General features: G+C 68.8%; 18 protein-coding genes. 11 read left to right on the top strand and 7 right to left on the bottom strand.

All coding sequences use genetic code 11. The annotated features are described in order from the left end of the window. Nucleotides 1–16 precede the first annotated feature (16 nt). The 8 genes from argS to PFX98_RS05505 all read left to right on the top strand — a co-directional run bounded on the left by argS (nucleotide 17) and on the right by PFX98_RS05505 (nucleotide 10,197). The gene (gene argS, locus PFX98_RS05470; protein WP_285234159.1) at nucleotides 17–1,723 is read left to right on the top strand and encodes an arginine--tRNA ligase; all 1,707 of its coding nucleotides are present in this window, start codon (nucleotides 17–19) and stop codon (nucleotides 1,721–1,723) included. Further along, nucleotides 1,720–2,376, top strand: coding sequence for an SPOR domain-containing protein (locus tag PFX98_RS05475; protein ID WP_285234160.1), 657 nt, complete (start codon nucleotides 1,720–1,722; stop codon nucleotides 2,374–2,376). The genes argS and PFX98_RS05475 overlap by 4 nt, the downstream gene beginning before the upstream one ends. Nucleotides 2,377–2,443: 67 nt before the next feature. Further along, nucleotides 2,444–3,109, top strand: coding sequence for a thiol:disulfide interchange protein DsbA/DsbL (locus tag PFX98_RS05480; RefSeq protein ID WP_285234161.1), 666 nt, complete (start codon nucleotides 2,444–2,446; stop codon nucleotides 3,107–3,109). Between the two features lie 61 nt (nucleotides 3,110–3,170). Then, complete coding sequence (gene lptA, locus PFX98_RS05485) at nucleotides 3,171–3,824, top strand: lipopolysaccharide transport periplasmic protein LptA (RefSeq protein WP_285234162.1); 654 nt, start codon at nucleotides 3,171–3,173, stop codon at nucleotides 3,822–3,824. After that, nucleotides 3,821–4,600: an LPS export ABC transporter ATP-binding protein gene (gene lptB, locus PFX98_RS05490; protein ID WP_285234163.1), complete on the top strand. Its 780-nt coding sequence runs from the start codon at nucleotides 3,821–3,823 to the stop codon at nucleotides 4,598–4,600. The genes lptA and lptB overlap by 4 nt, the downstream gene beginning before the upstream one ends. 3 nt (nucleotides 4,601–4,603) lie before the next feature. Further along, nucleotides 4,604–6,115 (top strand): RNA polymerase factor sigma-54, encoded by a 1,512-nt coding sequence (locus PFX98_RS05495; protein WP_285234164.1) that lies wholly within the window; start codon nucleotides 4,604–4,606, stop codon nucleotides 6,113–6,115. Nucleotides 6,116–6,179: 64 nt separating this feature from the next. Next, nucleotides 6,180–8,894 carry a bifunctional diguanylate cyclase/phosphodiesterase gene (locus PFX98_RS05500; RefSeq protein WP_285234165.1) on the top strand — a complete coding sequence of 905 codons (2,715 nt, stop codon included), beginning with the start codon at nucleotides 6,180–6,182 and terminating at the stop codon, nucleotides 8,892–8,894. A gap of 25 nt (nucleotides 8,895–8,919) precedes the next feature. After that, complete coding sequence (locus PFX98_RS05505; RefSeq protein WP_285234166.1) at nucleotides 8,920–10,197, top strand: THUMP domain-containing class I SAM-dependent RNA methyltransferase; 1,278 nt, start codon at nucleotides 8,920–8,922, stop codon at nucleotides 10,195–10,197. 11 nt (nucleotides 10,198–10,208) lie between these two features. On the opposite strand, the gene PFX98_RS05510 is transcribed toward PFX98_RS05505, so the two are convergent. From PFX98_RS05510 to PFX98_RS05540, 7 genes are all read right to left on the bottom strand, one after another. Continuing rightward, on the bottom strand, nucleotides 10,209–10,943 hold the full coding sequence (locus PFX98_RS05510; RefSeq protein ID WP_285234167.1) for a 16S rRNA (uracil(1498)-N(3))-methyltransferase: 735 nt from the start codon (nucleotides 10,941–10,943) through the stop codon (nucleotides 10,209–10,211). A 23-nt stretch (nucleotides 10,944–10,966) separates the two neighbouring features. After that, complete coding sequence (locus PFX98_RS05515) at nucleotides 10,967–11,482, bottom strand: hypothetical protein (protein WP_285234168.1); 516 nt, start codon at nucleotides 11,480–11,482, stop codon at nucleotides 10,967–10,969. A gap of 60 nt (nucleotides 11,483–11,542) precedes the next feature. Then, nucleotides 11,543–13,216: a long-chain-fatty-acid--CoA ligase gene (locus PFX98_RS05520; RefSeq protein ID WP_285234169.1), complete on the bottom strand. Its 1,674-nt coding sequence runs from the start codon at nucleotides 13,214–13,216 to the stop codon at nucleotides 11,543–11,545. Nucleotides 13,217–13,292: 76 nt separating this feature from the next. After that, on the bottom strand, nucleotides 13,293–15,248 hold the full coding sequence (locus tag PFX98_RS05525; RefSeq protein WP_285234170.1) for a sensor histidine kinase: 1,956 nt from the start codon (nucleotides 15,246–15,248) through the stop codon (nucleotides 13,293–13,295). A gap of 2 nt (nucleotides 15,249–15,250) precedes the next feature. Next, the gene (locus tag PFX98_RS05530) at nucleotides 15,251–16,675 is read right to left on the bottom strand and encodes an NAD(P)(+) transhydrogenase (Re/Si-specific) subunit beta (RefSeq protein WP_285234171.1); all 1,425 of its coding nucleotides are present in this window, start codon (nucleotides 16,673–16,675) and stop codon (nucleotides 15,251–15,253) included. Beyond that, the gene (locus PFX98_RS05535; RefSeq protein ID WP_285234172.1) at nucleotides 16,672–16,992 is read right to left on the bottom strand and encodes an NAD(P) transhydrogenase subunit alpha part 2; all 321 of its coding nucleotides are present in this window, start codon (nucleotides 16,990–16,992) and stop codon (nucleotides 16,672–16,674) included. The genes PFX98_RS05530 and PFX98_RS05535 overlap by 4 nt, the downstream gene beginning before the upstream one ends. Nucleotides 16,993–16,998: 6 nt before the next feature. Beyond that, nucleotides 16,999–18,129 (bottom strand): Re/Si-specific NAD(P)(+) transhydrogenase subunit alpha, encoded by a 1,131-nt coding sequence (locus tag PFX98_RS05540; RefSeq protein WP_285234173.1) that lies wholly within the window; start codon nucleotides 18,127–18,129, stop codon nucleotides 16,999–17,001. Between the two features lie 110 nt (nucleotides 18,130–18,239). Between PFX98_RS05540 and PFX98_RS05545 the strand changes: the two genes are divergently transcribed. The 3 genes from PFX98_RS05545 to mnmA are packed head-to-tail and all read left to right on the top strand — an operon-like array spanning nucleotide 18,240 to nucleotide 20,702. Then, nucleotides 18,240–18,734 (top strand): NUDIX hydrolase, encoded by a 495-nt coding sequence (locus tag PFX98_RS05545; protein ID WP_285234174.1) that lies wholly within the window; start codon nucleotides 18,240–18,242, stop codon nucleotides 18,732–18,734. A 51-nt stretch (nucleotides 18,735–18,785) separates the two neighbouring features. Continuing rightward, nucleotides 18,786–19,523, top strand: a complete 738-nt coding sequence (locus PFX98_RS05550; RefSeq protein WP_285234175.1) for a substrate-binding periplasmic protein — start codon at nucleotides 18,786–18,788, stop codon at nucleotides 19,521–19,523. Between the two features lie 51 nt (nucleotides 19,524–19,574). Beyond that, nucleotides 19,575–20,702 carry a tRNA 2-thiouridine(34) synthase MnmA gene (gene mnmA, locus PFX98_RS05555; RefSeq protein ID WP_285234176.1) on the top strand — a complete coding sequence of 376 codons (1,128 nt, stop codon included), beginning with the start codon at nucleotides 19,575–19,577 and terminating at the stop codon, nucleotides 20,700–20,702. The last annotated feature ends 20 nt before the right edge of the window (nucleotides 20,703–20,722 follow it).

Consider the following 20,722-nt stretch of genomic DNA (forward strand, 5'->3'; position numbering starts at 1 on the left):
CCCGTAGAATCCGCCCATGATCCAAGCCAAGCAGGAGCTGCTCGCCGCCCTCGGTGCAGCCATCCAAGAACTGAGCCCCGGCGCCACCCTGGCCCCGGTCTTCGAATCGCCCAAGCAGGCCGCGCATGGCGATTTCGCCTGCACCGCCGCGATGCAGCTGGCGCGCCCGCTGAAGAAGAATCCGCGCGAGCTCGCTCAAGCCCTGATCGAGGCGCTGCAGCGCCACGCGGCCTTTGCGCGCTGGGTGGATGCGATGGAAATCGCCGGCCCCGGCTTCATCAACATCCGCCTCAAGCCGGCCGCCAAGCAGGCGGTGGTGCGCGAGGTGCTGAGCGCCGCGGCGGACTTCGGCCACCAGGGCGCCAACGACCAGCATGTGATGGTCGAGTTCGTCTCGGCCAACCCCACCGGCCCGCTGCATGTGGGCCATGCGCGCCAGGCCGCACTCGGTGACGCCATTTGCAGCCTGTTTCAAACCCAGGGCAGCCAGGTCACACGCGAGTTCTATTACAACGACGCCGGTGTGCAGATCGCCACGCTGGCCAACTCCACGCAATGCCGGCTGAAGGGGCTCAAGCCCGGCGATGCCGGCTGGCCCGATGCCGCCTACAACGGCGACTACATCCAGGACATCGCCGACGACTTCCGCGCCAAGAAGACCGTCAAGGCCGACGACCGCCAGTTCACCGCCTCCGGCGACGTGGACGACCTGGACGGCATCCGCCAGTTCGCGGTGGCCTATCTGCGCCATGAGCAGGATCTGGACCTGCAAGCCTTCGGCCTGCGCTTCGACAACTACTTCCTCGAATCCAGCCTCTACAGCTCGGGCCGCGTGGAAGACACCGTCGCCAAGCTGATCGCCAATGGCAAGACCTACGAGTTCGATGGCGCGCTCTGGCTCAAGACCACCGACTATGGGGACGACAAGGACCGCGTGATGCGCAAGTCCGAGGGCGGCTACACCTACTTCGTGCCGGACGTCGCCTATCACATCGACAAGTTCCAGCGCGGCTACACCAAGTGCATCAATGTGCAGGGCACCGACCACCACGGCACCATCGCGCGCGTGCGCGGCGGCCTGCAGGCGGCCAATGTGGGCATCCCCCAGGGCTTCCCGGACTACGTGCTGCACAAGATGGTCACGGTGATGAAGGGCGGCGAGGAGGTCAAGATCTCCAAGCGCGCCGGCTCCTACGTGACGCTGCGCGACCTGATCGACTGGACCAGCCGCGACGCGGTGCGCTTCTTCCTGATCAGCCGCAAGGCCGACACCGAATTCACCTTCGACGTCGACCTGGCGCTGAAGCAGAACGACGAGAACCCGGTGTTCTACGTGCAGTACGCGCATGCGCGCATCTGCTCGGTGATACGCAAATGGGTGGAGCTGGGTGGCGACGCGGCCGCGCTGGCCGGCGCCGACCTGAGCCTGCTGGCGGCCCCCACCGAGGCCGCGCTGATGCTCAAGCTGGCCGACTATCCGCGCATGCTCACCAGCGCCGCGCAAGACCTGGCCCCGCACGACGTGGCCTTCTACCTGCGCGACCTGGCCGGCGCCTATCACAGCTACTATGCGGCCGAGCGCGTGCTGGACCAGGCGCCGGAGCTGACGCGCGCCCGCGTGGCCCTGCTGGCCGCCACCCGCCAGGTGCTGCGCAATGCCCTGGCCGTGCTGGGCGTGAGCGCGCCGGAACAGATGACGCGTGAAACAACGGAGAACGCATGAGCGGTGCGAACAAGAACAGCGGTGAGCGCGGTGGCTTCGTCCTCGGCCTGATCGTCGGCCTGCTGCTGGGCCTGGCGGTGGCGCTGGGCGTGGCGCTCTACATCACCAAGGTGCCGATCCCCTTCGTCGACAAGGTGCCGCAGCGCACCGCCGAGCAGGACGCGCAGGAAGCCGCGCGCAACAAGAACTGGGACCCCAACGCCCCGCTGGCCGGCAAGAGCGCCGCCAAGGTGGCCAGTGGCGTGGTGGGCGGTGCGCCCGCGCCCGTGGTGACGGCGCCCGTGACAAGCACGCCGGCCCCGGCCGCCAGCGCCGTCGCGCCCGCCGCGAGTACGGCCACCAAGGCCAAGCCCGCCGAGAAGCCGGCCGACAAGAGCACCGAGAAGACCGCCGCCGCGAGCGCCCCGGCCGCCGATCCCTACATCTACTTCGTGCAGGCCGGCGCCTATACCCGCACCGAGGACGCCGAGGCGCAACGCGCCAAGCTGGCGATCCAGGGCTTCAGCGCCAAGGTGTTCGAGAAGGAACAGTCCGGACGCCCCGTCTACCGGGTGCGGGTGGGCCCGATGGACGCCCGCGACGAGGCCGAGGGCGTGCAGCGCAAGATCGAGGCAGCCGGCTTCGAGGCCAATCTGGTACGGGTTCAGCGTTAAAGACTCGCCTAAGCAAGCAGGGTCAGAATGGCCCGCTGCTCAGCGTCACCTACAGAGGAAATTCAGCATGAAGCGTCGTGATTTTTCCGCCCAACTCGGCCTCAGCGTCATCGGCGCCGCCGGCCTGCCCGGCCTGGCGCTCGCGCAGGGCGGTCCGATCGAGGGCAAGCATTACCAGAAGCTCTCGCAGGCCCTGCCCACCACCCCGGGCAAGATCGAGATCGTCGAGTTCTTCTGGTATGGCTGCCCGCATTGCTATGCCTTCGAGCCCGCCATCGAGGCCTGGGCCCAGCAGCTGCCGGCCGATGTGAGCTTCCGCAAGGTGCATGTGGCCTTCCGCGCCAATGTGAAGCTCCACCAGCGCATGTTCTATGCGCTGGAGGCGATGGGCAAGGAAGCGCAGGTGCGCGGCGCCGTGTTCGCGGCCATCCACCAGCAGGGCCAGGCGCTCGACAGCGCCAAGAGCCAGGCCGACTTCCTCTCCAAGCTGGGCGTGGACCCGGCCAAGTACCAGGACGCCTACAACTCCTTCGGCGTCAACACCAAGTGCCAGCAGGCCGAGAAGCTCAGCGAGGCCTACCGCATCGATGGCGTGCCCTCAATCGGCATCGGCGGCCGTTTCCTGACCTCGCCCAGCATCGCCGCCGGCGGTGAACGCCTGCCCGAGACCGAAGGCGGCCGCCGCGCGCTGGCGGTCAGCGACTTCCTGATCCAGCGCATCCGCAAGCCCTGATCCGGGTGGCAAGCCCGGCCGCAATGCCGGGCTAGAATGGTCTGCAAGTTCTATGCCGCCTATGCCCACCCCCACGCCCAGCTCGACCTCCGCCCGCAGCCTCCTGTGCTGCGCGTGCCTTGCAGCCCTGCTGGCCTCGGGGCTGGCACGGGCCGAGAAGGCGGACCGCAACAAGCCCGTCAACATCAGCTCGGAGCGCGGCGGCCGGCTCGATGTGGTGAACCAGCGCACCGAGTTCAACGGCAACGTGATCCTCAGCAAGGGCAGCATGCTCCTGAAGGCCGAGCGCATGGATGTGCGTGAAACCTCGGACGGCTACCACCAGGCCTACGCCAGCGGCGAGACCGGCAAGCCGGTGCAGTTCCGCCAGGCGCGCGACGTGGCCGGCGAGGCCATCGAGGGCACGGCCGACCAGCTCGAGTACGACAGCCGCTCCGACACCGTGCGCTTCGTCGGCAACGCGGTGGTGCGCCGCGTGCGCGGCGACGCGGTGGCCGACGAGATCACCGGTGCGCTGATCGTCTACGACAACCGCAGCGAGGTCTTCAGCGTCGACGGCGGCCTGGCCTCGCCGCATCCCAGCGGCCGCGTGCGCGTGGTGCTGATGCCCAGGGCCGCCAGCGCCGCCGAGGGCAGCGCGGCGCCTGCCGCCTCCGCCCCGTTGCCGCTGCAAACCAGCCCGACCCTGCAGACCAGCCCGCGCAAGCCTTCATGACGCAGCACACCCCGGCGCTGGAGACCGGCATCGCGCCCAGCCGGCTGGAGGCGGAAGGCCTGCAAAAGACCTATGGCGTGCGCCGCGTCGTCAAGAACGTGCATGTGGACGTGCACAGCGGCGAGGTGGTGGGCCTGCTGGGCCCCAATGGCGCCGGCAAGACCACCAGCTTCTACATGATCGTGGGCCTGGTGCGCGCCGATGCTGGCGAGATCCGCATCGACGGCCAGCCGGTGCAGCGCCTGCCCATCCACCAGCGTGCGCGCCTGGGCCTGAGCTATCTGCCGCAGGAGGCCTCGATCTTCCGCAAGCTCACGGTGGAAGAAAACATCCGCGCGGTGCTGGAATTGCAGCTCGACGACCATGGCAAGGCCTGGCCCCGCGCCCGCATCGATGCCGCGCTGGAGACCCTGCTGCACGAGCTGAGCATCGAGAAGCTGCGCGACAGCCCGGCGCCCTCGCTCTCGGGCGGCGAACGGCGCCGCGTCGAGATCGCGCGCGCCCTGGCCACCCAGCCGCGCTTCATCCTGCTGGACGAGCCCTTCGCCGGCGTGGACCCGATCGCGGTGCTGGAGATCCAGCGCATCATCAGCTTCCTGAAGGCGCGCGGCATCGGGGTCCTGATCACCGACCACAATGTGCGCGAGACCCTGGGCATCTGCGACCGCGCCTACATCATCAGCGAGGGCGCCGTGCTGGCCGAGGGCACCCCGCAAGAGATCGTCGAGAACCCGGACGTGCGCAAGGTCTATCTCGGCGAAAACTTCCGCATGTAAGCGATGAAACCGTCGCTGCAGGTACGCCTCTCCCAGCATCTGTCGCTGACGCCGCAGCTGCAGCAGTCCATCCGTCTGCTGCAGCTCTCCACCCTGGAGCTGAACCAGGAAGTGGAGCAGATGCTCACCAGCAACCCGCTGCTGGAAACCGACGAGGAGTTTGGCGAGGCCGCGCCGGTGCGCCTGGATGCGGCGGCGCCGCTGCAGCGCGAGGACTCGGCGGCCGAAGTCAGCGCGGAGAGCAGCGGCGAGGGCGAGTCGGTGGCCGAGATCAAGGGCGACGACTTCGGCACCACCGAGCGCGACGACTGGGAGAACGGCACCGAGCGCGACGACTTCGACGGCATCCGTGAAACACCCGGCACGGGCAGCGGCAGCGGCGACGACGATGGCGAGCGCCCCGAACAGCAGGGCCCCGGCATCTCGCTGCAGGAGCATCTGAACGCCCAGCTCGCCGGCATGCAGCTGAGCCAGACCGACCGCGCCGCGCTGATGGTGCTGATCGAGTCGCTCAACGAGGACGGCTATCTGGAAGACAGCCTGGAAGAGCTCACCGAGGCGCTCTCGGGCGATGCCGATGCCGAGGCGCGCGAGGATCTGCTGGACACGCTCAAATGCGCGCTCAAGTGGTTGCAGAGCCTGGAGCCGGTGGGCGTGGGCGCGCGCAACCTGTCCGAATGCCTACTGCTGCAGTTGCGCGCCAAGCCGCGCAGCCAGGCCCAGGTGGTGGCGATCCTGATCTGCAAGCAATACCTCGAGCTGCTGGCCAAGCGCGACCTGAAGCGCCTGATGTCGCTCACCGGCGCCGACGAGGCCTTGCTGCGCGAGGCCCAGGGCATGATCACCGAGCTGGAGCCCAAGCCGGGCCGCCAGTTCGCGCGCAGCGAGGCGGCGGCGGTGGTGCCGGACGTGATCGTGCGCAAGTCCGGCCGCGGCTTCCGCGTCACGCTCAACCCCGACGTGATGCCCAAGCTGCGCATCAACGAGCTCTACGCCCATGCGCTGCGTCAGACGCGCGGCGGCGTCAGCAATTCGCCGCTGGGCACGCAGCTGCAGGAGGCGCGCTGGTTCATCAAGAACATCCAGCAGCGCTTCGACACCATCCTGCGCGTCTCCGAGGCCATCGTGGAGCGCCAGAAGGGCTTCTTCTCGCATGGCGAGCTGGCGATGAAGCCGCTGGTGCTGCGCGAGATCGCCGACGAGCTGGGCCTGCACGAGTCCACCATCTCGCGCGTCACCACCGCCAAATACATGGCCACGCCCTGGGGCACCTTCGAGCTCAAGTACTTCTTCGGCTCGGGGCTCAACACCGAGGCGGGCGGCAATGCCTCCAGCACCGCGGTGCGCGCCCTCATCAAGCAGTTCGTGGCCGCCGAGGATGCCGCCAAGCCGCTCTCGGACAGCCAGCTTTCCAGCATGCTGGAGGAGCAGGGCATCCAGGTGGCGCGCCGCACCGTGGCGAAATACCGCGAAGCACTGAAGATCGCGCCGGCCAATCTGCGCAAGGCCATGTAGCCGGCCTCAGATTGAGAAACATCAAGCTTTGAAGCCCATGGACTGGGTACCGTGGCATCCCTCGATGTCCGCCCCGTCCCACCTCGACCTGCCCGCCGTCCATGCCTGGAGGCGCTGGCGCGCCTGGGCCTTGCTGGCGCTGGTGCTGGCGCTGGCCTGGGCCCTCGCGCTGGGCTGGCTGGCCAATGAACGCGAGGCGCTGCGCCGCCACGAGGGCGAGAAGCTCGAGGGCCTGGTGCGCACCCTGGACGGCATCGTCGCGCAGCAGCTGATTGCCACCCATGCCGCGCTGCAGACCGTGGCCTCGCAAGCGCCCGGCTGGCGGCCGGCCCAGCTGCAGCAGGACGGCGAGCCCCTGATGCGCACCCTGGCCCAGGCCATGCCGGGCGTGCGCGCGCTGCTGCTGCTGGATGCCCAGGGCCGGATCATGGCCAGCTCGCACGTCGACCTGCTGAAGCTGGACCTGCGCCAGCACCGGGCCGTGCAGGCGCTAGGCGCGCATCCCCAGCCGGGTCTGCTCTATGTGTCGCCGCCGCTGCAGGACCCGCTGGCCGCGCAGTGCATCAGTCTGGCGCGCCTGCTCTTCGGTCAGGGCGATCGGCCGGTCGGTCTGGTCATCGCCCTGCTGGATCCGCACTACTTCGGCCTGGTGCTGCAAACCGTCCAACCCTCGGCGCAGACCTGGGTGGCATTGGCGCACCAGGACGGCATGCTCTTTACCCTCGCCCCCGAGAACCCGGCATGGATGCAACGCAGCCTGTTGGCTCAGCCCGGTTCACTGCTGGAGCGGCATCTGGCCACCGGGCGCGATGCCAGCCTGCAGCAAAGCCATACCCTGCTCAGCCGCGATGAGCGCCTGGTGGCCACACACACGGTGCGCCCCAGCGGCCTGCGCGCCGACAAGCAACTGCTGGTGGCGGTGGGCCGCACCATGGAGAGCGTCGAAGCGCCCTTGCGGCGCCAGCAGCAGGCCCTGCTGCAGCTCGGCAGCGCGCTCACGCTCGGTGCCGCGCTGACCCTGTGGCTCTGGCAACGCCGCCGCGGCCTGCTGGCCCGGCTGCGCCAGCAGGCCGCGCAGGCGCTGAAGGCCCAGGCCGAGCAGACCCAGGCCATCCTCGACAACATGGTCGATGGCGTCATCACCATCGACCGCCATGGCGTGATCGCCTCGATCAACCCGGCGGCCTGTCGCATGTTCGGCTACCAGGCGCGCGAGCTGCTGGGCGGCAACGTCAACCGGCTCATGGCCGAACCCGAACGCAGCCTGCACGACGCACATATCAAGCGTTATCTGGAAGGCGGCGCGCCGCACGTGATCGGGCTGGGCCGCGATGTCAACGGCCTGCGCAAGGACGGCCATAGCTTCCCCATGAGCCTGGCGGTCTCGCACATCGAGCGCGACGGCGAGCCGCTGTTCATCGGCCTGACGCGCGACATCACCGAGCGCAAGCGCGCCGAGGCCGCGATCGAGCAGCTCGCCTTCTACGACCCGCTCACCGGCCTGCCGAACCGCCGCCTGCTGCTGGACCGCCTGCACCAGGCCCTGGCGGCGAGCCGGCGCGGCGCGCGTCAGGGCGCGGTGCTGTTCATCGACCTGGACAACTTCAAGTCGCTCAACGACACCCTGGGCCACGGCATGGGCGACCGCATGCTGCAGGCCGTGGCCAAGCGCCTGCAGGCCTCGCTGCGCGCCGAGGACACGGTGGCGCGCTGGGGCGGCGACGAGTTCGTGGTGCTGCTGCAGGATCTGGGCCAGGACGCGCACCGCGCCGCCCTGCATGCCGAGGCCGCCGGCGAGAAGCTGCTGCGCGTGCTGGGCCAGCCCTACCACCTGGACGACAGCGCGCACCACAGCACGCCCAGCATCGGCATCGTGATGTGGGGCGAGGCCGAGTCCAGCGCCGAGGAGCTGCTCAAGCACGCCGATCACGCGCTCTACCAGGCCAAGGCCGCGGGGCGCAACCGGCTCTGCTTCTTCGACCCGGTGACCCAGGCAGCGATGGCCGAGCTGGCCCTGCTGGAGGCAGATCTGCGCCAGGCAGTGAACTACCAGCAGTTCGAGCTGCACTACCAGGCCCAGGTCGATGCCGACGGCCGCCTGCTGGGCGCCGAAGCCCTGCTGCGCTGGCAGCATCCGCAGCGCGGCTGGATCTCGCCGGCCCAGTTCATCCCGCTGGCCGAGCATTGCGGCGTGATCGGCCAGCTGGGCGAATGGGTGTTGCAGCAAAGCTGCGCCCAGCTCAGCGCCTGGGCCCAGGTGCCGGCGCTGGCCGGGCTCAGCCTGGCGGTGAACCTGAGCGCACACCAATTCCGGCAGAAGGGTTTGCTGGGCTTCATGCAGCAGTTGCTGGCGCGCAGCGGCGCGCCCACCGACAAGCTCAAGCTCGAGCTCACCGAGAGCGCCCTGGTGGAAGACGTGGAGGCGGTGATCGCGCTGATGGGCGAGCTGCGCCGCCTGGGCCTGCGCTTTTCGCTGGACGACTTCGGCACCGGCTATTCCTCGCTGGCCTATCTGAAGCGCCTGCCGCTGGACCAGCTCAAGATCGACCAGAGCTTTGTGCGCGATCTGCTCACCGAGCCGAATGCCCAGGCGATTGCGCGCGCGGTGATACAGCTGGGCGACAGCCTGGGCCTGGCGGTGATTGCCGAGGGCGTGGAAACCGAGGCCCAGATGCTGGCCCTGCGCGGCCAGGGCTGCCATGCCTTCCAGGGCTATTTCTTCGCCCGGCCGCTGCCGCTGGCGGAATTCGAGGCGCTGGCGCACAAGCTGGGACAATAGGCGTTTTCTCCCGCCCCCTGCCGCCATGTCCCGCGCCGAACTCCTGAATCTGTTTGTCTCCTGCCCCGGCGGTGTCGAAGCCCTGCTGGAGCAGGAGCTGCGCGCCGTGCTGCCCAAGGGCAAGATCGAGGCCCTGCGCGGCGGCTGCGCGGTGCGCGCTGAAGCTGAGGGCGTGCTGATCATCAATCTCGAGAGCCGGCTGGCGCAACGCGTGCTGGTGGAGCTGATCGAGGGCGGCTACCGCCACGAGGACGATCTCTATGCGCTGGCGCGCCAGGTCGACTGGGAGCGCTGGATCACGCCGCGCCACACCATCAAGGTCGACACCACCGCCCACCGCTCGCCGCTCAAGAGCCTCAACTTCGCCACCCTGCGGGTGAAGGACGCGATCTGCGACACCTTGCGCGACGCCACCGGCGAGCGCCCCAGCGTCGACACCTATGCCCCCGACCTGCCGGTGGTGCTGCATGTCGGCGAGGAGCGCGCCGCGCTCTACGTGGACACCTCGGGCGAGCCGCTCTTCAAGCGCGGCTGGCGCGTCGACAAGGGCGATGCCCCGCTGAAGGAAACGCTGGCCGCCGCGATGCTGGCCGCGGCCGGCTGGAAGGGCACGCCCGACACCGGCGGCGCCCTGCACGACCCCTGCTGCGGCTCGGGCACCATTCCGATCGAGGCGGCGCTGATCGCCAGCGGCGCGGCGCCCGGCATCATGCGGCGCTTTGCCTTCGAGGCGCAGCTGCCCTTCCAGCCCCTGCAGAACCGCTGGGCCGAGCTCAAGCGCGCCGCACAGGCACGCGTGCATGCGCCCGCCGTGCCCATCTACGCCAGCGACGTGGCCTTCCGCATGGTGGACTTCGCGCGCCGCAACGCCGAGCGCGCCGGCGTGGCCCAGTACATCCAGTTCAACGGCGGCGACGCGCTGGAGCGCCCCGCGCCGCAGCTGCCCGAGGGCATGCCCGGCACGCTGATGATGAATCCGCCCTATGGCGAGCGCATCGAGGTGCGCGGCAAGGCGGCCGCGGTGCGCGAGCACAGCGGCTCGGAGCAGCGCGACGCCACCGACGACTTCTTCCCCCGCCTGGCCTCGCACTGGAAGCGCGGCTACACGCAGGCGAGCGCCGGCTGGACCGCCTGGATGCTGAGCCCCGACATGAAGCTGCCCACCAAGATGCGGCTGAAGGAGTCGCGCCGCTTCCCGATGTGGAACGGCCCGATCGAGTGCCGCCTGTTCCGCTTCGATCTGGTGGCGGGCTCGGCGCGCGCGCCCAGGTCAGAGGTCGCGAACGCGGAACCTAACGACTGAACTGCCGGCGCTCAGGCCGACTGCAGCGCCAGCCAGGAGAGCACCGCCAGCGGTGCGGTATCGGCGCGCAGGATGCGCGGGCCCAGCTTGGCGGCCACGAAGCCGCGCGCACGCGCCGCCTCCTCCTCGGCCGGGCTCAGGCCGCCCTCGGGGCCGCTCAGCACCAGCGTCTCGGCTGCGGCGGCCTGCTGGTTCACCAGCTCGTGCAGGGGCCTGGCGGCGCCCGGGCTCAGCAGCCAGCGCCGCTGCGCTGGCGCGGGCTCGCCCAGGCCGGCCAGCCAGGCCGCCAGCGGCTGCACCGGCGCGATACGCGGCACGCGCGTGCGGCCGCTCTGCTCGCTGGCCGCCACCGCCACGCCCTGCCAATGCGCCACCTTCTTGTCGGCGCGCTCGCCGGCCAGGCGCAGCACCGAACGCTCGCTCATGAGCGGCTGCAGCGCCGCGGCGCCCAGCTCGGTGGCCTTCTCGATCAGGCCGTCCATGCGGTCGTTGGCGGGCATCACCACCGCCAGGGTCAGGTCTTGCGCGAGCTCGCGCTGCACCAGCTGGCGCGCCTGCAGGTGCACGCGCACCTCGCTGCGGCCCATCGCCAGCACCTCGGCCTGCCACTCGCCGCCGCTGCCATCGAACAGGGTCACGGGGCTGCCGGGCTGCAGGCGCAGCACCTGCACATGGCGGGCCGCGCTGGGCGGCAGGCTCAGCTCGCCGGCGGCAAGCGGGGTCTCAACAAAAAAACGCGGGGGCATGGCTCAACTCCTGAGCCCGCAGTTTAGGTGCTCATCCCCATGGCGCGCCGCACCTGCCGGGCCAGGTCTTCGCCCTGGGCCTCGCGCACCTGTTCGACAAAGCGTTGCGCCAGCATCTGCAGCTCGTGCAGATTGCCGCAGCGCTCCACGTCCAGCACCACCCGGTAACCCTTCATCAGGCCGAGGTATTGCTTGGCATGGCGGGTCAGGTAGGCATACAGCTCCTCGTAGCCCAGCTGCGGCAGCTCGCTGCCGTCCAGCGCCAGCACGGGCGACGCGGCGGGCGCAGCGGCGGCAGCAGCAGCAGCGGAAGCAGGAATGGCCGCCGTGGCCCCGAAGGGCGCCGCCACCAGCGCGTGCTGCAGCAGCAGTTCGAAATCGGCCTCGGTGGCACCCTGCACCAGCGCCAGCCACTGGCGCGCGGTCTTGGAGGCATCCAGCACCAGCAGCAGATTGCGGGCCACGCGCGAGAGGGCCAGGGCGCGGCTCTTGATTTCCGCGCGTCCGGCTTCGGTCTTCTGATAGTTCAGGTCCAGCACCGCAATCCCTCCAGTGGCTCAGCTTACGCCGAGGCTGTGCGTCGGTGGCCGCTCGCGATGCTACTTTTTGTCGCGTAGTTCACGCCGCAGGATCTTGCCCACCGGAGTCTTGGGCAGTTCGGTGCGGAACTCGACGATCTTGGGGCGCTTGTAGCCGGTCAGGTTGGCCTCGCAATAGGCGCGCACATCGGCCTCGCTGATGGCCGGGTTCTTCTTCACGATCACGACCTTGACGGCCTCGCCGGCCTTCTCGTCCGGGATGCCCACGGCGGCGCATTCCAGCACGCCCTCCATCTGGGTCAGCACGTCCTCGATCTCGTTCGGATAGACGTTGAAGCCGCTCACCAGAATCATGTCCTTCTTGCGGTCCACGATCTTGAAGTAGCCGCGCTCGTCCACCGTGCCGATGTCGCCGGTGCGGAAGAAGCCGTCGGGCGTCATCACCTTGGCGGTTTCGTCGGGGCGCTGCCAGTAGCCGGCCATCACCTGCGGGCCCTTGATGGCGATCTCGCCGGCCTGGCCGGGGCCGACCTCCTGGCCGTCGTCATCCAGCAGCTTGAGCTCGGTGCTCGACATCGGCATGCCGATGGTGCCGCTGTAGGCGGTGCTGTCGGTGGGGTTGCAGGTGGCCACCGGCGAGGTCTCCGACAGCCCGTAGCCCTCCACGATGGGGCAGCCGGTCTTGTCCAGCCAGAGCTTGGCGGTGGCCTGCTGCACCGCCATGCCGCCGCCCACCGAGATCGCCAGATGGCTCCAGTCCACGCTGTTGAAGTCGGCATGGTTGGCCATCGCCATGAACAGCGTGTTCACCGCCGGCAGGCTGTGGAAACGATGCTGGGCCAGCTCCTTGAACACCGCCGGCAGGTCGCGCGGATTGGGGATCAGCACATTGCAGCCGCCCATATGCATGGACAGCATCATGTTGGTGGTGAAACCGAAGATGTGATACAGCGGCAGCGCGCAGATGCTCACCATCTGCTCGCCGGCCGGGATCTTCTTGAGCGCCGGCTGGTACCAGGCCTCGGCCTGCATCACATTGGCCACCAGATTGCGGTGCAGCAGCACCGCGCCCTTGCTGACGCCGGTGGTGCCGCCGGTGTACTGCAACACGGCGATGTCGCCCGGCTGCACATTCGGTGCCTTGTAGGCCATGCCGCGGCCACGGCTCAGCGCGTCGTTGAAGCGCACCGCCGTCGGCAGCTCGAAGGCCGGCACCAGCTTCTTCACCTTGCGCACCACGTAGTTGACGATCAGGCCCTTGGGGAAGCCCAGCAGATCGCCCATCGAAGCCAGCACCACATGCTTGGTGGGCACCTGGTTGATGACCTGCTGCAGGGTGGCGGCAAAGTTCTCGATGATGACGATGGCCTTGGCACCGGCGTCCTTGAGCTGGTGCTCCAGCTCGCGCGGCGTGTAGAGCGGGTTCACGTTCACCACCACATAGCCGGCGCGCAGCACCGCCGCCACCGCCACCGGATATTGCGGGATGTTGGGCATCATGAGGGCGACGCGGTCACCCTTGTCCAGGCCCAGACTCTGCAGATAGGCGGCCAGGGCGCGCGACATCTCGTCGATCTGCGCAAAGCTGATGCTGCGGCCCATGATCTTGTAGGCGGGGCGCTGCGGGTACTTCTTGAACGCCGCGTCCATCAGGTCGACCAAGGACGGATAAAGCCCGGTGTTGATCTCCGCGGGCACGCCCTCGGAATAATGCTTCAGCCAGATTTTCTCCATCTTTTGTCTCCAGTACGGTGGGCGCATTCTCGGCCATGGGTGGCGCCCCCAGCATCAGGGGATTCGATAGCGCTCTTTAGAGCGCACGCTCAAGCGGCGCAACCGGAATCAGCAGGCAGATCTCGCAGCCGCCCTCCTCGCCCGGCCGCCAGGCGATCTCGGCGCCGATGCGCTGTGCGCGCTTGCGCATATTGCGCAGGCCCTGGCCGGCGCACGGCGTCTCGGGCAGGCCGCGGCCGTTGTCGTTGATGCTGAGCAGCACCGCGCTGCCATCCTCGTTCAGCCGGGTGCGAAAGCGCACGCGCGTGGCCTGGGCATGGTGCAGCACATTGCTGAGCGCCTCCTGCACGATGCGCACCAGATCGCGGCCATGCGTGCCCATCAGGCGCGGCAGCGAAGGCGTGTCGCCCAGCTGCCAGTCCAGTTCCAGGCCCGCGGCCCCCAGGCGCTTGCCCATGCGATGGCGGAAGTTGGCCAGCAGCAGGCTCAGATCGCCATCGTTGATGGCGAGGGCGTCGACGGTGAGGCGCATCTCGTCCACGCAATCGTCGAGCAGGCGGCTGAGGGTCTCGCGGTCCATGCCCTGTTCGGCGCCCAGCTTGGCCATCAGCAGCTGCGAGCCCAGGCCGTCGTGCATCTCCTGCAGCAGGCGCTCGCGCTCCTCGGCCGCGCTGCGCAGCTGCTCGCTGTGCTGCAGCTCGCGGTAACGCGCCTCCAGCTCGGCGCTGCGCTGGGCCAGCGCCGCCTCCAGCTCGGCGCGCGCCTGGGTCTGGGCGCGCAGGGAATGCACGAAGCGGCGCTGCAGCGCAAAGCCGGCCATCATGATGAGGCAGGCATAGCCCACCACGTTCACGTCAACCACGCTGAAGCGCTCGCGCTCCACCAGGGCGAAATAGCTCACATACATCCAGGCCAGCACCGACAGGCCCACCACCGCCGCGCCCATGCCCAGCACCGCGCGGCCGCTGCGCCAGGCGGCCCGCAGCGCCAGCGCCCAGGCCACCAGCAGCACCAGGCTGCGGCTGCCCAGCGCCCACCAGGGCCAGGGGTGCTGGAAGTCGGTCCAGGCCAGGCCCGCATGGGCGGCCCAGAGGTCCAGCGGCAGGCCCAGCAGGGCATAGGCCAGCGCCAGGCGCTGCGGCCAGCGCGTCGGCCAGCCCAGCAGCTTGGCCACCAGGAACAGCATCAGCGCCTTGGAGACCACGTCGGCGGCGTCCAGCAGCATGCGCCACCAGGGCGCCGGCAGCAGCGGCTGGCCCACCAGATAGGGCAGCAGCAGCAGGGCCGCCAGCAGGCAGTAGATGCCGGTCACGCCGTTCAGCCACTCCTGGCGCAGCGCCAGCCAGACCAGCAGCAGGAACAGGCCGATGATGAGGCCGCAGAGCGCGGTGACCAGGCGCGCGCCCTGCCAGGCGCGCCGGCTTTCCTGCAGGCTGCGCACCGCCTCGGCCGGCCCCAGCAGCACCGGCGAGAGGCTGCTGCCCTCGAAGCCGGGCGCAAACAGGCGCAGGGCCAGCCGGTGCTGCCCGGCCACCAGCATCGAGGGCGGCACGTTCACGAGCAGGTTGCGGCTGCCCAGCATCAGGCCGCGCTGCCCGATCTCGACCTCGTCGCCCACGCTGGAATAGGCGAGCAACTCGCCGTCCAGGTAGACGGTGACGCTGGGGCGGTGCTGCAGGCTCAGCAGAAAGGGCGTCTGCGCCGGCTGGCCGAGCTCGAAGTCCAGCAGCAGCCAGTTCGCGCCCAGGGTCGCGCCGCGCACTTGCGACTGTGCAAACGGCAGCAAGACGCGGCGCGCATGCTCGGGCTGGCGCGCGGGCAGCAGCTCGCTGTCGTCGGAGAACTGCCAGGCCTCGCTGAGGCGCAGCACCTCGGGCGGCAGCGCGGTGTTGTAGCGCTGCGAGAGCGCATGCAGGCCCAGCATCAGCAGGGCCGGCAGCAGAATGGCCAGCGCCAGCAGCGCCCAGCCATCCAGCCGGCGCGCTGGGGCGGCGGCGCGTGCGGCCTCCGGCTCCCAGGCGCCAGCCTCCATCGCTACTCCACGGCCTTCAGCATGTCTTCGACCACCTTCTTGGCGTCACCGAACACCATCATGGTCTTGTCCATGTAGAACAGCTCGTTGTCCAGGCCCGCATAGCCAGCCGCCATCGAGCGCTTGTTGACGATGATGGTCTTGGCCTTGTAGGCCTCCAGGATGGGCATGCCGTAGATGGCGCTGCCCTTCACATGCGCGGCGGGGTTCACCACGTCGTTGGCGCCCAGGATGATGGCGACATCGGCCTGGCCGAACTCGCCATTGATGTCCTCCATCTCGAACACCTGGTCATAAGGCACCTCGGCCTCGGCCAGCAGGACGTTCATGTGGCCGGGCATGCGGCCCGCCACCGGATGGATGGCGTACTTGACGATGACGCCCTTCTCGGTGAGCTTGGCCGCCAGCTCCTTCACCGCATGCTGGGCGCGCGCCACCGCCAGGCCATAGCCCGGCACGATGATGACGCTCTCGGCATTGCCCATGATGAAGGCGGCATCGTCGGCGCTGCCGCTCTTGACGTTGCGCTGCGCGGCACCGCCTGCCGCCGCGGCCGTGGCGTCGCCACCAAAGCCGCCCAGGATAACGTTGAAGAACGAGCGGTTCATCGCCTTGCACATGATGTACGAGAGGATGGCGCCCGAGCTGCCCACCAGGGAGCCGGCAATGATCAGCATCGAGTTGTTGAGCGAGAAGCCGATGCCGGCCGCCGCCCAGCCCGAGTAGCTGTTGAGCATCGACACCACCACCGGCATGTCGGCGCCGCCGATCGGGATGATGATCAACACGCCCAGCACGAAGGCCAGCGCCAGCACGATCATGAAGGCGCCCCAGCTCTCGCTCCAGGCGAAATAGGCACCCAGACCCAGGGTGGTGACGCCCAGCGCCAGGTTCAGCATGTGCTGGCCGGCAAAGCTCACCGGCGCGCCCTGGAAGAGGCGGAACTTGTACTTGCCGCTGAGCTTGCCGAAGGCGATCACCGAACCGCTGAAGGTGATGGCACCGATGGCCGCGCCCAGGAACAGCTCGATGCGGTTGCCCACGGGAATGGCCATGCCCTTGGCGGTGATGCCGAAGGCATAGGGCTCGGCCACCGCGGCCACCGCGATGAACACCGCCGCCAGGCCGATCATGCTGTGCATGAAGGCCACCAGCTCGGGCATCTTGGTCATCTCCACCTTGTTGGCCATATAGGCGCCGGCGCCGCCGCCGATCACCAGGCCCGCCAGCACATAGCTCAGGCCGAAGGCATTGCCGCCCGCCAGCTTGACGATCAGCGCGCCGGTGGTGACGGCGGCGATCGCCATGCCCACCATGCCGAACAGATTGCCCTTGATCGAGGTGGTGGGGTGCGAGAGGCCCTTGAGCGCCTGGATGAAGCAGATGCTGGCAACCAGGTAGAGGAAGGTGACGAGGTTCAAGCTCATTTCGCGGCCTCCCCGCTCGACGGCTTCTTGTCCTTCTTGCGGAACATCTCCAGCATGCGACGCGTCACCAGGAAGCCGCCGAACACGTTCACGGCCGCCAGCGCCACCGCCAGCGTGCCCATGAACTTGCCGAGGTCGGTCTCGGTCAGCGCCGCCGCCAGCATGGCGCCGACGATGACGATGGCCGAGATCGCGTTGGTGACCGCCATCAGCGGCGTGTGCAGCGCCGGCGTGACATTCCAGACCACGTGGTAGCCGACGTAGATCGCCAGCACGAAGATGATCAGATTGATCAGGGTGGGGGATACGGTGTCCATCGCGGCTCAGGTCCTCTTCACTTGTCCGTCTTGCGTCATCAGGCAGGCGACGACGATGTCGTCATCGGCCGGCACCTGGAAGGCGCCTTCCTTGCTGATCACGAGCTTCAGGAAGTCCAGCACATTGCGGGCATAGAGGGCCGAGGCATCGGCCGCGACCAGCGCCGCCAGATTGGTCTCGCCCACCAGGGTCACGCCATGCTTGACCACCGTCTGGTCGGTCTCGGTGAGCGGGCAGTTGCCGCCGCGCCCCTCGGGGCCCTTGCCGGCCGCCAGGTCCACGATCACCGAACCCGGCTTCATGCTCCTGACCATCTCCTCGCTCACCAGCACCGGGGCGGCACGGCCCGGGATCAGGGCGGTGGTGATCACCACATCGGCCTGGGCCACGCGCTTGGCCACCTCGGCCTGCTGGCGCGCCAGCCAGCTCGGCGGCATCGGCTTGGCATAACCGCCCACGCCCTCGGCCGCCTCCTTCTCCTCGGCGGTCTCGTAGGGCACGTCGATGAACTTGCCGCCCAGCGACTCGACCTGCTCCTTCACCGAAGGGCGCACGTCCGAGGCCTCGATCACCGCGCCCAGGCGCTTGGCGGTGGCAATCGCCTGCAGCCCCGCCACGCCCACGCCCAGCACCACCACGCGCGCCGCCTTCACGGTGCCCGCGGCCGTCATCAGCATGGGGAAGAAGCGCTGGTAGCGGTCCGCCGCGATCATCACCGCCTTGTAGCCGGCGATATTGGCCTGGCTGGACAGCACGTCCATGCTTTGCGCCCGCGTGGTGCGCGGCGCGGCTTCCAGCGCGAAGCTGGTCAGGCCGGCCGTGGCCAGCGCCTGCAGGCCGGGCTTGTCGAAGGGATTCAGCATGCCCACCAGGGCGCTGCCGGGCTTCATCAGCGCCAGCTCCTCGGCATTCGGGCTCTTCACCTTCAGCACCAGCTCGGCGCCCAGCGCCCCGGCGCGGTCGGTGATCTCGGCACCCGCGGCCGCATAGGCCTCGTCGGTGATGCTGGCCGCCACGCCGGCGCCGCTCTCCACACGCAAGACATGACCCTGGCTTTTCAGCTTCTTGGCCGTCTCGGGCGTGAGCGCCACACGGGTCTCTCCGGCCGCGCTCTCGCGCGGGACACCTATCTGCATGAATCCTCCTCGCCTTGCGGCCTGGGAATGACTTGATATGGGTAGCTTGCGGCGAGCTTACACAATAGGGATGTCATTCGACACCCGTACAAGCGCGAAAGAGACAGTTCATGAACAACGAAAGATGGAAGCCCAGCGTCACTGTCGCGGCGGTGATTGAGGATAGGGGCCGTTTCCTGCTGGTGGAAGAGCAAACGCCGGAAGGTTTGATGTTCAACAACCCGGCCGGCCACCTGGACCCGGGCGAGTCGCCGCTGGAGGCGGTGGTGCGCGAGGCGCTGGAAGAGACGGCGCGCGCCTTCGAGCCCGAGGCCTTGCTGGGCCTCTACATGGCGCGCTTCCAGCGGCCCGCCCGGCATGAGGACGTGACTTATCTGCGCCTGGCCTACACCGGCCGCGTGGGCGAGCCGATCCCGGGCCGCACGCTGGACCGCGGCATCCTGCGCACCCTCTGGATGACGCTGGAGGAGCTGCGCGCCACCGCTGCGCGCCATCGCAGCCCGCTGGTGCTGCGCTGCGTGGAGGACCATCTGGCGGGCCGCCGCCTGCCGCTGGACGCCGTCCATGTGGATGGTTCGCTGTACGAGCCGCTGCGCAAGGCTTGACACGCCCGGCAAGCAAGCCTGCGACACTCACGCCCCATTCGAGCCCAACCGATGCGAATGCTGCTACTGCGCCTCCTCACCTGCCTGACGGTTCTGCTGTGCAGCAGCGCTGCTCTGGCCCAGCCCGCGCCATTGCGGATCGGCAGCTGGGACCGCGACTCCGATCCGCTCACCGCCGTCAGCGAGGCCGTGCTGAGCCGCGCCTATGCCGAGCTGGGCCAGCCGCTGGAGTTTGTCGCGCTGCCGAACCGGCGCGCGCTGCAAGCCATGCTGGCCGGCGAGCTCGACGGCAATCTGCATCGCGTCTACGAATTTGCCGCCGCGCATCCGGACCTGCAGCGCATCGCCCCGCCCATCAACACCTCGGCCGTGCGCGTCTACACCTACGACGCCAAGCGCGTGCAGCCGCATGACTGGGCGCAGCTGCAGGGCCTGCGGGTCGCCTACCAGCGCGGCGTGCTGCGCATTGAGCAGATGCTGCCGGCCGGCGCGCGGCGCGTCGAGGCAGGCTCGGTGAACGAACTCTTCAAGCTGCTGGCCGCCGGCATCGCCGATGTGGCGCTCTGCACCGAACCCGCGCAGGCCCCGCCGCTGCGGCGGCTGGGCAAGCTCAAGCGTCTGGAGCAGCCGCTGGAAGAGCATCTTCTCTATCACTACCTGGGCGCCCGCCAGGCCGAGCTCGCGCCGCGGCTGACGGCCGTGCTGCAGCGGCTGCAGGCCAGTGGCGAGCTGGAGGCGATACGCCAGGCGGCGCTGCAGGCCTATCTGCGCCAACACCCGGCCGAGTAGGCAAACCCCTCGGCAAGCCAGCCGCCGGCCTATGCGGGACAATCCGGCCCCATGAATTCCGAGAAGCAACGCATCGTCGTCGGCCTGTCCGGCGGCGTGGATTCCGCCGTCACCGCCTATCTGCTGAAGAAGGCCGGCCACGAGGTGGTGGGCATCTTCATGAAGAACTGGGAAGACGATGACGACAGCGAATACTGCTCGTCGAACATCGACTTCGTCGACGCCGCCGCGGTGGCCGATGTGATCGGCATCGAGATCGAGCATGTGAACTTCGCGGCCGACTACAAGGACCGCGTGTTCGCCGCCTTTCTGCGCGAGTACCAGGCCGGCCGCACGCCCAACCCCGATGTGCTGTGCAATGCCGAGATCAAGTTCAAGGCCTTTCTCGACCACGCCATGCGCCTGGGCGCCGAGAAGATTGCCACGGGCCACTACGCCAGAGTCCGTGAGCTCAATGGGCAGGTTCAGTTGCTGAAAGGCCTGGACCCGCTGAAGGACCAGAGCTACTTCCTGCACCGCCTCAACCAGGCGCAGCTGGCCAAGACGCTGTTCCCGGTGGGCGAACTGGCCAAGACCGAGGTGCGCCGCATCGCCGAGGAGATCGGCCTGCCCAATGCCAAGAAGAAGGATTCGACCGGCATCTGCTTCATCGGCGAGCGGCCCTTCCGCGAATTCCTGAATCGCTATCTGGCGCACCAGCCCGGCCCCATCAAGGACGAGCGCGGCCGCAAGCTGGGCGAGCATGTGGGCCTGTCCTTCTACACCCTGGGCCAGCGCCAGGGCCTGGGCATTGGCGGCGTGAAGGAAAAAGGGGCCCCGCGCGGGGGTGGCGAGCACGCACCCTGGTTCGTTGCGCGCAAGGATATGCAGAGCAACACCCTCTATGTGGTGCAAGGGCATGAGCATCCCTGGCTGCTGAGCCACAGCCTGATCGCCGACGACATCTCCTGGACCGGCACGCCGCCCGGCTACGGCGGCTTCGGCGCCAAGACGCGCTACCGCCAGGCCGACGCGGCCTGCGCCTTCACGCCCGAGAGCCCCGCGCCGGGCCGCTTCCGGCTCGACTTCGCGCAACCGCAATGGGCCGTCACGCCGGGCCAGAGCGCGGTGCTGTACGACGGCGAGGTCTGCCTGGGCGGCGGCGTGATTGCCGAGGCCATCGCGGCGCCACCCGTCTGAAGGGAAACATGACGAAGCGC

The organism is Paucibacter sediminis (assembly GCF_030254645.1).
Lineage (GTDB): Bacteria > Pseudomonadota > Gammaproteobacteria > Burkholderiales > Burkholderiaceae_C > Paucibacter_B > Paucibacter_B sediminis.

Coding starts and splice junctions, on each gene's coding strand:
- argS (WP_285234159.1), top strand. CDS start 17: ATGATCCAAGCCAAGCAGGAGCTGCTCGCCGCCCTCGGTGCAGCCATC.
- PFX98_RS05475 (WP_285234160.1), top strand. CDS start 1,720: ATGAGCGGTGCGAACAAGAACAGCGGTGAGCGCGGTGGCTTCGTCCTC.
- PFX98_RS05480 (WP_285234161.1), top strand. CDS start 2,444: ATGAAGCGTCGTGATTTTTCCGCCCAACTCGGCCTCAGCGTCATCGGC.
- lptA (WP_285234162.1), top strand. CDS start 3,171: ATGCCCACCCCCACGCCCAGCTCGACCTCCGCCCGCAGCCTCCTGTGC.
- lptB (WP_285234163.1), top strand. CDS start 3,821: ATGACGCAGCACACCCCGGCGCTGGAGACCGGCATCGCGCCCAGCCGG.
- PFX98_RS05495 (WP_285234164.1), top strand. CDS start 4,604: ATGAAACCGTCGCTGCAGGTACGCCTCTCCCAGCATCTGTCGCTGACG.
- PFX98_RS05500 (WP_285234165.1), top strand. CDS start 6,180: ATGTCCGCCCCGTCCCACCTCGACCTGCCCGCCGTCCATGCCTGGAGG.
- PFX98_RS05505 (WP_285234166.1), top strand. CDS start 8,920: ATGTCCCGCGCCGAACTCCTGAATCTGTTTGTCTCCTGCCCCGGCGGT.
- PFX98_RS05510 (WP_285234167.1), bottom strand. CDS start 10,943: ATGCCCCCGCGTTTTTTTGTTGAGACCCCGCTTGCCGCCGGCGAGCTG.
- PFX98_RS05520 (WP_285234169.1), bottom strand. CDS start 13,216: ATGGAGAAAATCTGGCTGAAGCATTATTCCGAGGGCGTGCCCGCGGAG.
- PFX98_RS05525 (WP_285234170.1), bottom strand. CDS start 15,248: ATGGAGGCTGGCGCCTGGGAGCCGGAGGCCGCACGCGCCGCCGCCCCA.
- PFX98_RS05530 (WP_285234171.1), bottom strand. CDS start 16,675: ATGAGCTTGAACCTCGTCACCTTCCTCTACCTGGTTGCCAGCATCTGC.
- PFX98_RS05535 (WP_285234172.1), bottom strand. CDS start 16,992: ATGGACACCGTATCCCCCACCCTGATCAATCTGATCATCTTCGTGCTG.
- PFX98_RS05540 (WP_285234173.1), bottom strand. CDS start 18,129: ATGCAGATAGGTGTCCCGCGCGAGAGCGCGGCCGGAGAGACCCGTGTG.
- PFX98_RS05545 (WP_285234174.1), top strand. CDS start 18,240: ATGAACAACGAAAGATGGAAGCCCAGCGTCACTGTCGCGGCGGTGATT.
- PFX98_RS05550 (WP_285234175.1), top strand. CDS start 18,786: ATGCGAATGCTGCTACTGCGCCTCCTCACCTGCCTGACGGTTCTGCTG.
- mnmA (WP_285234176.1), top strand. CDS start 19,575: ATGAATTCCGAGAAGCAACGCATCGTCGTCGGCCTGTCCGGCGGCGTG.